The organism is Uliginosibacterium sp. 31-16 (genome assembly GCF_030730865.1).
GTDB lineage: Bacteria > Pseudomonadota > Gammaproteobacteria > Burkholderiales > Rhodocyclaceae > Uliginosibacterium.
Genome location: NZ_JAVALZ010000001.1, coordinates 360,415 through 372,319, shown reverse-complemented (window position 1 = coordinate 372,319; position 11,905 = coordinate 360,415). Strand labels below are relative to the sequence as shown.

Here is an 11,905-nt window from a genome sequence, read left to right as displayed (position 1 = left end):
CTTGAGCGGGGCTGTTTCGCGTCGGGCATGTAGACCACATCGTGATCGCGCCAATGCCGTAAAATCCGCGCTTCCCTCCAAGCCTCTCAAGGAAGCGCCATGCCCGTGAATCTGCCCCTGCCTCTTGCCGATCAACTCCTGCCGGTTGCCGGCGTGCGTCTGGGTACGGCCGAGGCGGCGATCCGCAAGCTCAACCGGCGCGACCTTACGCTGATCGAGCTCGCCCCCGGCAGCCGCGTGGCGGGCGTGTTCACGCAGAACCGTTTCTGTGCCGCTCCCGTTACGGTCTGCAAGGAACATCTGGCGGCCAGCCCGATCCGCGCACTGGTTATCAATACCGGCATTGCGAACGCCGGCACCGGCCAGCTGGGCATTGCCAACGCACGTGCCAGCTGCGACGCAGTGGCTGCAGCGCTCGGCGTGTCGGCCAGCGAGGTGCTGCCGTTTTCCACCGGCGTGATTCTCGAACACCTCACCGTCGACAAACTCGTGGCGGGCTTGCCCGCTGCCAAAGCCGCGTTGAAGAGCGATGGCTGGTATGAGGCCTGCCACGCCATCATGACCACCGACACCCAGCCCAAGTGCGCCTCGCGCCAGGTCCAGATCGGTGGCAGGACCGTGACGCTGACCGGCATGAGCAAGGGCGCCGGCATGATCAAGCCGAACATGGCGACCATGCTTGGTTTCCTCGCCACCGATGCCGACGTGGCCCAGCCGCTGTTGAATGCGCTGGTGAAGGAAGCGGCTGACTTGTCTTTCAATAGCATCACCGTCGATGGCGATACCTCCACCAATGACAGTTTCATCCTGATCGCCACGGGCGCTTCCGGTGCGCCGGCCATCACCGATGCCGCTTCCGCCGATTACAAAGCGTTGCGCGCTGCCGTGGTCGATCTGTCGATCTGGCTGGCCCAGGCCATCGTGCGCGACGGCGAAGGCGCTACCAAGTTCATGAGCATCGTCATCGAAGGCGGCAAGAGCCGCGACGAATGCCGCCAGATCGCCTACGCCGTGGCGCACTCGCCGCTGGTCAAGACCGCCTTCTTCGCCTCCGACCCCAACCTCGGCCGCATCCTCGCCGCCATCGGCTATGCCGGCGTGATGGATCTGGACGTGAGCGCCTTGCGCGTGTGGCTGGGCGATGGCAAGGAAGAGGTGCTGGTCGCCGAAAAGGGTGGCCGTGCTGCCAGCTACGTCGAAGAAGCCGGCGCGCGCATCATGAAGAGCGCCGAAATCACCGTGCGTGCCGATCTTGCGCGCGGCGCCGCAGCGGCGACGGTGTGGACCTGTGACTTTTCGTATGACTACGTGAAGATCAATGCGGATTACCGCTCGTGATTTCTACCTGATCTGGACAACAAAAAGCCCGCTCTTTGTAGCGGGCTTTTTGTTGTCTGGCGTGCTTATGGGACAGTCTGAATTTGACCCAGAGCGGACGGTCAGACTTTTGGAAATCGGACGATTTAACGCCCAAGGTAAGCAGCGTCCGCTTGACCAGCCCAGTTAGGCTGGGGACAGGTTCGAAGGTGTGCGAGAACAAGCATGCCTTCTGTTCGCTGTCTGAGCACTCTGCAGGCGTGCTAAGCTTGTAAGTCAACGGGCTGGTGCTGTTGATGGAGGGCAACCTCTTGATGAAACGGGGCAACCTGGACAGGTGGTTCGATTCCCCTGCCGTTATACGCTGAGCCAAGTGGATGTCACAGCTTGACATGCTTGTTGTTTCTCGCGTCTTTAAATGCTTCCGGGCTGAGGTTTTTTGCTCCGATGAAGTTTGCGCTGCGAAGATCAGCGTTCTTGAACGTAACTCCTTGGCAGTCAACTCCCCGGAAAATTGCGCTACGCAGATCGGCGTTAGTGAAGTCGGCTCTTTGGAGTTCGCAATTTGAAAAGTCGCACCCGTTGAGTCGGGCATCCTGAAATTTCGCGCGGCGAATCTTTACGTTCCGAAGCGTTACGTGCTGAAAGCGCGAGCCAGCGAATATGGCTGCATCACATTCGCAGTTCTCAACCGTAACTCTGGTCAACGTAGTGTTGGCAAAATTGGCAGCGCGAAGGTTTGAGCCTTTCAAGGTTAGGTCTGAAATTTCCACGTTATTGAGCGCTGCTTCGGGGAGCTGAAATGAGCTGACGCCAAGTTCAATAAGACGTTTCATTTCACCCAGGAGGCGATACGAAGCGTCAGCGCCTCGGTAGAAGCGAAGGTCTGCCAGCGCATTCATGTGTGATTTGATTGTGTCCGCCTCGGCTCTGCGCTTCTCAAACCAATACATAACAACGCCAACTACGAAAAGATCTATGGCTGCGCCATGAGCTTCGACGAGTACGTTCTCAAAGAATTCCCTTGAATAAAGACCCCAGGTTGTTTGGCCAAAAGTGTGACTTACCACCGTGGGCCAGAAGCCTGTGATGAGGAATACTATTATTCCAAAGATAATGAGTGCTGCTATTGGTATACGCATTGTAGTTGTCGCTGTAGGTGCCTAAAGAGTCACCGCGTACGGCGTAATAAAAAGTAGGGCACACTGAGCGAAGCGAACTGCGCCGCATGCCAAAACTCGAAACAACAAGCACGTAGGGTGCAATAAGCGTTAGCGCATTGCACCGGATATTGGTGCGATTTTCGGTGCGCAAGTTTGTTTGCCGTAACCATTCGGTGCAATCCCCTTCGGTTATTGCACCCTACGAACGTCGCTTCTGGTTGCACATCCGTGATCGTTGGTCCTTGGCCGATTGTACGCATTCGACATGGGCAACGCATCCTGCGCAAGACATTGCCTGCAGAGTCGCTTCCCGCCTTGCCCTGCAGAGTGCCTGCCCGAAGAGCCGCGCCGGGAGCCGTTCCTCACCGCGTACGGCGTAATAAAAAGTAGGGCGCACTGAGCGAAGCGAACTGCGCCGCATGTCAAAACTCGAAACAACAGGCCCGCCTCCCTTCGTGGGGCCGGACAGCAACCCAAACAATCATTATCTTGCGGCGAGTATTCATTCGGCGCAGTTCGCTTCGCTCAGCACGTAGGGTGCAATAAGCGTTAGCGCATTGCACCGGATATTGGTGCGATTTCCGGTGCGCAAGTTTGTTTTCCGTAACCATTCGGTGCAATGCCCTTCGGTTATTGCACCCTACGAATGTCCGCTTTCGGCGCATCCCCTAAGGGGCCGTTCCTGGCCGATTGTACGCATTCGACATCGGCAACGCATCCTGTGCAAGGCATTGCCTGCAGAGCCTCTTCCCGCCTTGCCCTGCAGAGGGCCTGTCCGAAGAGCCGCGCCGGGAGCCGTTCCTCAGCCATCGGCCCTCAAAACACTACGCTACGTCGCGGGCTGCAGCGGCCGCCTCGCGCAGCTTGTCCTTCTTGCTCTTGCGTTTGCCTTTCACGCCGCCGGTCGCTGCGCCGGGCTGGGGGTGCTCGGTGGGTTCGAAGCCGTCGATGTATTCGCGTTCCAGCTGGATGCCCATGCGCTTTTCGATCAGGCGGAAGTGGGCTTCGGTGTCGGCGCTGATGAAGCTGATGGCAAGCCCCGGTTCGCCGGCGCGGCCGGTGCGGCCGATGCGGTGGGCGTAGTCGGCGGCGGCGCGCGGCAGGTCGTAGTTGATGACCACTGGCAGGCGGGCGATGTCCAGCCCGCGTGCGGCCACGTCGGTGGCGACGAGTACATGCAGGTGCCCGGCCTTGAAGGCGGCCAGGGTTTCGCTGCGGGTACCCTGGCTCAGTTCGCCGTGTAGCGGGGCTGCATGGATGCCGCGCCGGGCGAGCTTGTCGGCGACGAGTTCGCAGGCATATTTGGTGGCAACGAAAACCAGCACGCGGGTCCAGCCTTCTTGTTTAATCAGGTGCAGCAAAAGCTGGGTGCGCGTGCGGGCGTCGACGGTGAGGGCGTGCTGGTCGATTTCCGGTGCGTCCGCAGCCTGGGCGATGCGCGTCGGTGTGCGCTGCAAGGCGTCGGCCAGTGCTTCGACGGCGGGCGGCAGGGTGGCGGAGAAGAGCAGGGTCTGGCGTTGGGCGGGGAGCAGGGCCAGAAGGCGCTGCAGCTCGTCGGCAAAACCGGCGTCGAGCAGGCGGTCGGCTTCGTCCAGCACCAGCGTGGCAATCGTACTGATGCTGAGGGCATTGTGGTCGATGAGATCCAGCAGGCGGCCGGGTGTGGCCACGACAATATCCGCGCCACCGCGCAGCGCCATCATTTGCGGGTTGAGCGAGACACCGCCGAAGGCGACGACGACCTTCACCGGTTCGGCCAGATGCGCGGAAAATTCCTTGAGCACTTCACCGGTCTGGATGGCCAGTTCGCGGGTCGGGGCGAGGATCAGGGCATGCGTGCGGCGTGCCGCGCCGTAAATGGATTTACGTTTGAGGCCGGCGAGCTGCTGCAGGATGGGCAGGGCAAAGGCGAGGCTCTTGCCCGAGCCGGTGGGCGCGGAGCCGAGAATGTCCTCCCCGCGCAGGGCGGCTGGAATGGCGGCGGCCTGGATGGCGGTGGGGGCGGTGAATTCACGCTCGGCGAGCGCGTTCAGCAGGGCGGGGGCAAGACCAAGATTGGTGAAGGGCATCGGGGGCGTGGCGCAATGAGGTGACGGTGAGGACAGGCGAGTGATCGCGGCCACGCCCTGCAGGCCTGGCCGCCGCCGTTCAGGGCGCGCCGGAGGGTTTGAACCAGCGTGCGCCGGTGCCGAAGAACAGCAGGCCGGCGGCCCAGACTTCGGCCAGCAGGCACAGCAGGTCCAGCGCACCCGCCAGTGGCGCCGTGGAGAAGGTGTGCGACAGCTCGCCGGTCGTGACATACCAGCCGAAGGCCAGATAGGCGAGCATGGTCCAGCGGGCCCAGTTGTGGCGCCGGCTGATCAGCCAGGTGAGGAGCGCGTAGCTTGCCGAGGCGATCAGGACGAATACGCTCATGCCGATCAGCATCATCTCGGCGGCTCCTTCTACGCCGGTTTCTTCCACCTCCGGCACCAGCCACCATTCGCCGCGGATCGCGGGCAGCAGCGACACCAGCCCGAGCGCCAGCACTACCCAGAAAATCCGGCAGGCCAGCGAGATCGCTGCGGGCCGGGGTTGCGCGACGATGACCGGATCATCAAGGCGGGCATCCGGGGCCTGATACGGGTTGTGGGTCATGGCGGTGTCTTTCGCGTGTTGGGGCCGGTCTGGCCGTGTGGTGAGCAGGATCGCATGTGGCACGGCGCAGGGCAAATGTGGCTGACGGAACGTGTGTCGGAGTGCTCTGAAGAGCCGCGCGCAGCAAGGCTCTTCGGGATGCTGGCTGGAGAGCAAGGCGGGGCGCGGATCTTCAGGCTCTCCTGGCCGATGCTGGGGCCGGGCCTATTGCATCCCGTAGATTCCGCGCAGCACGGCTTCCACCACCGCTTCGGCGCCCGGCGCTTTCGGATGGTTGAGGATCAGGGCGAAGGCCTGCCAGTTGCCTTGCGCGTCGAGCACATAGCCGGCGGCACTTTTCACGCCGTCGAGGGTGCCGGTTTTGACGTAGCCGCGTCCGGCAAGCGGGGTGTCGATCAGGCGCGAGCGCATGGTGCCGTCCTTGCCGATCACCGGCAGGCCCATAACGAATTCGGGCATGCGCGGGCTGCGCCAGGCGCTTCTCAATAGCGTGCCGAGCTGGGCGGCGGTGCTGCGCTCGTTGCGCGAAAGCCCGGAGCCGTTCTCGACGATCCATTGCGTGGCGTCCAGACCCTGGGCGGGCATCCATGCCTGCAGGCGGGCGAGGCTCTTGTCACTGCCCTGTGCTCCGCCGTCGGCGCCAAGGGCTAGGAAAATCTGGCGCGCCATGACGTTGTTGGACCATTTGTTCATGTCGCGCAGCACTTCGGGCAGGGTTTGCGACTCCCAGGTGGAGAAAGGCACAAGGCCGACCGGCACGCTGCCGCGCACGGCGTCGCCGGACCACGATCCGCCGAGCTCCTGCCATTGAGCACGGATCACGAGGCTGGCCCAGCGCAGGCTGTCGTCGACCTTGAGGTTGAGCTGGCGCTCGCCGCAGCTGACTGAGAGGCGGCCGTCCAGCGTGAGAACCATGCCTTTGTCCTTGCCGTTGCTTTCCGGCACGAAGCTGCCGCGCAGTGCGGAGCGCCAGTCGGTGCAGGCACCGTTGCTGCTGCGCAGGCGGTTGACGATGCGCAGCGGGGCTGCGGGCGTGAGCACTTCGGCGCCGACGGGGCCGTTGATGAACGTTGGTGTGAGGCGCAGGGAGAGGGCGCCGAAATTGACGAGGAAGGCGTCCGGCTGGGCATTGTAGGCGCGGTGCTGGGCTTCATCGAAAGGCGCGCTGACGGGCGCGGCGGGGATCAGGCTGGCATCGATGACGATATTGCCGCGGATCTGCCGCAACCCGCGCGAACGCCAGTCGCGTAGCCACTGACCGAGACGATCCCAGGTGAGCGACGGGTCGCCGCTGCCGATTATCGCCAGATCGCCATCGAGCACTCCATCCTGCAGCGGGCCGCGCAGCACTGCGCCGGTTTTCCAGGTGTAGGCCGGGCCGAGCTGATCGAGCGCGGCATAGCTGGTGATGAGTTTCATCACCGAGGCCGGGTTCATCAGCGTATTGGCGTTGTGCAGCAGGGTGGGCTCACCCCCGGCGGCTGGTGCGATCCACAGGCCGACGGATTCCGGCGGCAGACCGGCTTCGCGCACTGCGCGGGCGACGGGGTCGGGCAGGGCGGCGTGAGCGCAGAGTGTCAGGCTGGCGAAGCTAGCCAGGATGAGGCGGAGAAGGGGCGATGACATGCCGCGATTGTAACGGCAAGGCTTGCCGGGCAGGCGTCTGAAGAACGTCCTGCCCGTGTGGCATGCAGAGTGGTCCGGTGTTCAGATGTTTGCAGCGCTCCTGCCGATCAGGTCGATCTCCGCCAGCACGCCGGCGATCATGCTGGTGCCGCGGGCGGATTCGATCAGGGTGTTGGACACGTCGTTGGTCGAGGTTTCCTGTTCGGCGACAGCCTCAGAGGTGGCTTCCGAGAGACGGGAGATATTCTTCATGATCTCGTTGATTCCGTTCATCGAAGATGCCACCAGTTTCGTGTTCTCCTGCACGTTGCCGATCATGCTGCGGATGCTTTCGGAGGACTGGGCGGTGGTCAGCGCCAGCGATTTGACTTCGTCGGCGACGACGGCAAAGCCGCGCCCGGCATCCCCTGCACGGGCGGCCTCAATGGAGGCATTCAGGGCCAGCAGGTTGGTGCGTTTGGCGATCTCGCCGATCAGCCCGAGGATCTTGCTGATTTCGAGCGACTGCGCGTTCAGGGTGGCTATTTCGCTGCTGGCTTCCTGGGTCAGCGTGACTGCGCTGCTGACAACCTGCAGGACCTCGCGGATGTTGTGCGAGATCGCGCGGATGTTGATCGCCACACCCTCCATCGCCGTGGAGCCACCCTGCACGCTCAGGTTGATCTTCTCGGAATTGACGGCCACTTCGGCCACCTTCTCCTCCATGACGAGCAGCGTGTCGCGCAGGGTCTCGCGCAGCAGCATGCCGTACAGCGCGCTGGAGAGCTGGATCTTGATCGAGTCATACACGGCGCCATCGCTCGGACCAACCCCGAAGATGGCCAGCCCGAGCTGGGTGTCGTTGGAGTGGAGGGGCTGCACCACAAGGGTCGGGCAGTTGTTACCCTTCGAGACGATGGCCGGGATCAGCGCGTCTGCCGCGAAGAGTGCCTGCTTGCCGTCGAATTTCAGGGTTCCTGTGGCATCGTAGGCCGTGAGCACCTTGAGGCGTTCCGGGATCTTCTTGCGGTCGCCGCCCTGCTCATAGTCGTACAGCGCCAGATAGAACAATGGTATGCCCAGCTTGGGCAGATCCTGTTGCACGAGCTTGATGATCGAGGCCGTGTCCTGTGTGGTGACGAGTTTGGCGCCGAGCTGGCTGACGGCACGTTCCTGTGCGGCGGATTTCAGGTTGGACGCCAGGCGCAGCCGGCTGGCCTCTTCGCTCAGCATGACGCGGCCTTGTGCCCAGATGTCCTCGGCCTTGAGCAGACGTGCCCGACGGCGCAGCGAGGGCAGGCTGCGCCGGCGCATGATCGAGATGTAATCATGCAGAAAGTCGATCGTTACCCGCTCTGCGCTGAAGGTCTTGACGGCCTCTGTCATCGCAGCCTTGAACGCACCGCGCTGACCGCCCCAGCCAAGCTCTTCGTGAAACGCGGCGAGCATCTTTTCTGCGACAGCCAGCAATACATCCTGCCGCAGCCGTGATCCATCCAGATGTTCGAGAATTGCGTCCCGCATCGCGAGTGCGATGCCCTTTCTGCTGGTGGGCAGGAACGCCTGCAGGGTCTGCCCCAAGCGTTGGCCCAGACGGGGCACCTGGCCCGTCGAGGTCGGACCGGAAGTTGCCAGCCCGACGCGATGCGAGGGGCAGCCGCAGGATTGGCCGATGACGATCCGACCTGACAGCTTCGTCATCTCTGCCGGTTTTTGTCCCGACGCTGTCTGATTGACCAGATCCAGCGCTGCGGCGATCTGCTCGTCGTTGGGGAAGCCGATGGTGGTGATGGGGGGCATCGTGGCTCTGGCGTCGATGCTGTCATTGCAACCGGTGACGGCCAGATCTTCGGGCACGCGGACGCCGCGTTTCTGCAGCGCATCCAGTGCGCCGATGGCGATGTTGTCATTCACGCAGATCAGCGCGTCGATGTCCTGGCCGGGCACGAGCCGGCGTTCGTCCAGGAACAGTGTCACCATCTCGCTGCCGCGCCCCTTGTCCCAACTGCCGCAGGGCGAAAGGAGCTGCTCGTTGACCGGCAGGCCATTCTCCTTCAACACGTCGAGATAGGCCTGCACGCGCTCCCGCGCCAGCACATGGCTTTCCGGGCCGCGCACGAAGGCGATCTTCTTCTTGTGATGCACCGTGATCATGTGCTCGATCAGCGCACGCATGCCGGCGTAGCTGTCGGTGGTCACGACCGGGAGCGGCGGGATCTGCAGGGTCAGCGTGACGACGGGCACCTTGCCGTAACGCGTGTAATACCGGCTGGTGAATTCATCATTGTCAGACGAGGCCCAGGTGATGACCCCGTGGTAGCTGGCATTGATCAGATCATAGATGACCGAGCCGGGGTCCTTGCCCAGCTGGCCGCCACGGAACACGACCAGATTCTGGCCGTGCTTGCGGGTGGCCTCCTGGATGCCCTCGAACATCAGTTCCGGTGTATTGCCGCCTGCCAGCTCACGCGTCAGGTAAGCAACCGGTTTTGTCGGGGACGCCATTGATTTTCTCCTTGTTGCAGGGCGCAGAGCTTGGCGCCGGACTAGCGAGGCGTGCTCAGGTGGAGCATGGTCCTTGACTTGTTAACGGTCGATTCGGGGAAAACCGCAGGCCAAGGGTGCGCATTTGTGCTAGCAAGGTGCTCAGGGGCGTGGATATTGGCGCTGCAAGAAGGCGTGCCGGAGAAGCGCTACAGTATTGGCTGAGCGCGCATGCTTGCTGCAGATGTCCGCCAGAAGCGGCTTTGCGGAGAGTCAGTGCAGCGGAAGCCGGGTCTCGAAGCAGGCGCCGTTTGTGTCGCGCGGCAGGCATGCGACGTCGCCGCCATGCAGGCGGGCGATGCGCCGCACCAGTGCCAGACCGTAGCCTGCGCCCTCACCGGTCTCGGCGCTGCCGGGCAGGCGGTAGAAGGGCTCAAAGATTTTCTCGCGCTCGCTCTCGGGTACCCCGGGACCGTGATCGCAGACCTGCAGCACCACCGTGTCGCCACTGCGTTGCAGCGTGATCTGGATGGGCGTGCCCGCGCCATGGCGGCGAGCGTTCTCCAGCAGATTGCGCAGCAGGTGGCGCAGCAGGCGTGCATCGGCCTGCAGCAGGATGGCTTCGCCCGACACTTCCGCGCCGACCCGGCGGGCTTCCTCGGCAGCCAGACCGAGCAGGTCGACATCTTCCCGGCGCAGCGCCGGGGCGTCGCTGGACAGGCGGCTGGCGAGCAGCAGTTCACTGATCAGGGCATCCAGCTCGGCAATGTCGCGTGCGATCTGATCCTGCAGGTCCGGGCGCTCGTCACCGAGCAGGCTGGTGGCCATGCGGATGCGCGCCAGCGGCGAGCGCAACTCGTGCGAGGCCGACGCGAGCATGGCGCGCTGCCCGTTCACCAGTGCTTCGACGCGTTCGGCTGCCTGGTTGAAGCGGATCGCCAGTTCGGCGATTTCGTCGCAGCCATCAATCTCCATGCGTACGGACAAATGCCCTTCACCCCATACATCCGCCTGCTGCTGCAAACGCTCGATGCGTCGGGACAGGCGACGTGCCACCGGCCAGGTGGCCAGCGCAATCAGCAGTGAGCAGATCAGCAGCCAGGCCACGAAAAGAACGTGAGCGCGTTGCCCCCATTCCAGCAGCAGCAGGCGTCCGTCTGGCAGGGTGAGGCTGGGGGTGGCGAGTTGCGCTGCCTCCAGATGCAGCGGCAGGGCGTCGCCGGAGCGTGCGATGGCAACGCCTGTCGGCGTATAGAGCCCCACCGCGCCATGCATGATGCTGGCGATTTCGCCCAGCGTCGCGCTCAGTGTCTGTGCTGTGGCCTCGGCAGGCAGCAAGCGGATAAGCAGGGCCCGGGTGTTCTGATCCAGCGGGCGCGAGCCACGGTCGCCAGCCAGCCAGCCCGTTGCCGCAGCGAGGATGCCGACCAGCAACACCACCGCCATGAAGCTCAGATAGATCTGCCGGTACAGGCGGTTGTGCATGTAATGGCGATGCTGCTTGCGATGCTCATGCCATTCGCGGTGACGTGCCCGCCAGTCGCAGCGGTTCTTCAGGTCCTGTGTGTCACAGAGGCTGCTTTTCCAGGGCCAGGGCTTCTTCATGCGCTGTCGTCCTGACGCTGGGCAAACACATAGCCGGCGCCGCGCACGGTAACGATGCGGCGGGGCTCACGCGGATCATCTTCAATCTCGGCGCGGATGCGTGAGATATGCACGTCGATGGAACGGTCGAAATTTTCCAGCGCATCGCCACGAGCCAGCTCAAGCAGCGTCTCGCGACTGAGTACGCGTCCGGCGTGGCTGGCGAGCGCCCACAGCAGGGCGAACTGATGGGCTGTCAGGGTGAGGGGGTGACCGTCCAGACGCGCCTCGACCGCGCCACGATCCAGTTCCAGCCGGCCGAAGCGCAGGCTTTCGCCGGGCGCCATGGCACCAAGCTGCGAGCGGCGCAGCAGAGAGCGCAGGCGGGCCAGCAGTTCGCGCGGATTGAAGGGTTTGGGCAGATAGTCATCGGCTCCCAGCTCCAGACCCACGATGCGATCGATCTCCTCACCGCGTGCGGTGAGCATCAGGATCGGCAGGCTGCTGCGCTGGCGCAAGCTGCGACACAGGTCGAAGCCATCGCCATCCGGCAGCATGCCATCCAGGATCAGCGCATCGAAATGCTGCGTAGCCAGCAGTGCCTCGCCTTGCGCCAGCGTGCTGGCCACGCTGACGGCAAGCCCGCGCTGTCCGAGGTACTCGCCAAGCATGGCAGCCAGCGCGCTGTCGTCGTCGATCACCAATATCTGTTCGCTCATGCTCTCGGTCCGGTCGGGGGTGTTCCGCAAGAGCGCATGGTGCCCGAAGAGCAGCATTGGCGTCATCAGGGTTTCAGCGTCGGCACGTTGTCCTGATCTGCTTGCGCCGCCAGTGTTGTACCGGGCACTGCGCTGACGCGGGCAGACGCCTGACGGGAGCCTGCGCAGTAAGCGACACTGGCGACCAGCCCGAGCACGACGAGTGCGCCCAGTGCCTTGCCGACGCAGCAACGTTTGCTGCCGCAACGCGATTTTTCAGAGTTGCAGCAGGATTTGCCGGAGGAGTCCTGATTGTTTTCCATGATGTTTCCTTGGTCTGTGCCGGATCTGGCAGGGTGGACTTTAGGCGTCATGGGTTGCGCTACTTTTTCTGTTGTGTAAAGAAACATGAAGCTG

9 protein-coding genes are annotated in these 11,905 nt (G+C 63.2%); 1 reads left to right on the top strand and 8 read right to left on the bottom strand.

Going from position 1 to position 11,905, the window contains the following annotated elements; all coding sequences use genetic code 11:
- Positions 1 to 99 precede the first annotated feature (99 nt).
- Positions 100 to 1,338 (top strand): bifunctional glutamate N-acetyltransferase/amino-acid acetyltransferase ArgJ, encoded by a 1,239-nt coding sequence (gene argJ, locus Q9Q94_RS01730; protein ID WP_305978294.1) that lies wholly within the window; start codon positions 100 to 102, stop codon positions 1,336 to 1,338.
- A gap of 359 nt (positions 1,339 to 1,697) precedes the next feature.
- Here the strand turns inward: argJ and Q9Q94_RS01725 are convergent, their stop codons facing one another.
- The 8 genes from Q9Q94_RS01725 to Q9Q94_RS01690 all read right to left on the bottom strand — a co-directional run bounded on the left by Q9Q94_RS01725 (position 1,698) and on the right by Q9Q94_RS01690 (position 11,811).
- Positions 1,698 to 2,219: a pentapeptide repeat-containing protein gene (locus tag Q9Q94_RS01725; RefSeq protein WP_305978293.1), complete on the bottom strand. Its 522-nt coding sequence runs from the start codon at positions 2,217 to 2,219 to the stop codon at positions 1,698 to 1,700.
- Positions 2,220 to 3,304: 1,085 nt separating this feature from the next.
- Positions 3,305 to 4,549: a DEAD/DEAH box helicase gene (locus Q9Q94_RS01720; protein ID WP_305978292.1), complete on the bottom strand. Its 1,245-nt coding sequence runs from the start codon at positions 4,547 to 4,549 to the stop codon at positions 3,305 to 3,307.
- 79 nt (positions 4,550 to 4,628) lie between these two features.
- Positions 4,629 to 5,117, bottom strand: coding sequence for a hypothetical protein (locus Q9Q94_RS01715; protein ID WP_305978291.1), 489 nt, complete (start codon positions 5,115 to 5,117; stop codon positions 4,629 to 4,631).
- 204 nt (positions 5,118 to 5,321) lie between these two features.
- Positions 5,322 to 6,743 carry a D-alanyl-D-alanine carboxypeptidase/D-alanyl-D-alanine-endopeptidase gene (dacB, locus tag Q9Q94_RS01710; protein ID WP_305978290.1) on the bottom strand — a complete coding sequence of 474 codons (1,422 nt, stop codon included), beginning with the start codon at positions 6,741 to 6,743 and terminating at the stop codon, positions 5,322 to 5,324.
- 81 nt (positions 6,744 to 6,824) lie between these two features.
- Complete coding sequence (locus Q9Q94_RS01705) at positions 6,825 to 9,227, bottom strand: methyl-accepting chemotaxis protein (protein ID WP_305978289.1); 2,403 nt, start codon at positions 9,225 to 9,227, stop codon at positions 6,825 to 6,827.
- Between the two features lie 252 nt (positions 9,228 to 9,479).
- Positions 9,480 to 10,811: an ATP-binding protein gene (locus Q9Q94_RS01700; RefSeq protein WP_305978288.1), complete on the bottom strand. Its 1,332-nt coding sequence runs from the start codon at positions 10,809 to 10,811 to the stop codon at positions 9,480 to 9,482.
- Positions 10,808 to 11,509, bottom strand: coding sequence for a response regulator (locus tag Q9Q94_RS01695; RefSeq protein WP_305978287.1), 702 nt, complete (start codon positions 11,507 to 11,509; stop codon positions 10,808 to 10,810). Before Q9Q94_RS01695 ends, Q9Q94_RS01700 begins: the two co-directional genes overlap by 4 nt.
- A gap of 65 nt (positions 11,510 to 11,574) precedes the next feature.
- Positions 11,575 to 11,811, bottom strand: coding sequence for a hypothetical protein (locus Q9Q94_RS01690; protein ID WP_305978286.1), 237 nt, complete (start codon positions 11,809 to 11,811; stop codon positions 11,575 to 11,577).
- Positions 11,812 to 11,905 lie beyond the last annotated feature (94 nt).

Bases quoted from the DNA above. Each gene is read 5' to 3' on its own strand.
- argJ (WP_305978294.1), top strand. From the start codon at position 100: ATGCCCGTGAATCTGCCCCTGCCTCTTGCCGATCAACTCCTGCCGGTT.
- Q9Q94_RS01720 (WP_305978292.1), bottom strand. From the start codon at position 4,549: ATGCCCTTCACCAATCTTGGTCTTGCCCCCGCCCTGCTGAACGCGCTC.
- Q9Q94_RS01715 (WP_305978291.1), bottom strand. From the start codon at position 5,117: ATGACCCACAACCCGTATCAGGCCCCGGATGCCCGCCTTGATGATCCG.
- Q9Q94_RS01700 (WP_305978288.1), bottom strand. From the start codon at position 10,811: ATGAAGAAGCCCTGGCCCTGGAAAAGCAGCCTCTGTGACACACAGGAC.
- Q9Q94_RS01690 (WP_305978286.1), bottom strand. From the start codon at position 11,811: ATGGAAAACAATCAGGACTCCTCCGGCAAATCCTGCTGCAACTCTGAA.
- Q9Q94_RS01705 (WP_305978289.1), bottom strand. From the start codon at position 9,227: ATGGCGTCCCCGACAAAACCGGTTGCTTACCTGACGCGTGAGCTGGCA.
- Q9Q94_RS01695 (WP_305978287.1), bottom strand. From the start codon at position 11,509: ATGAGCGAACAGATATTGGTGATCGACGACGACAGCGCGCTGGCTGCC.
- dacB (WP_305978290.1), bottom strand. From the start codon at position 6,743: ATGTCATCGCCCCTTCTCCGCCTCATCCTGGCTAGCTTCGCCAGCCTG.
- Q9Q94_RS01725 (WP_305978293.1), bottom strand. From the start codon at position 2,219: ATGAATGCGCTGGCAGACCTTCGCTTCTACCGAGGCGCTGACGCTTCG.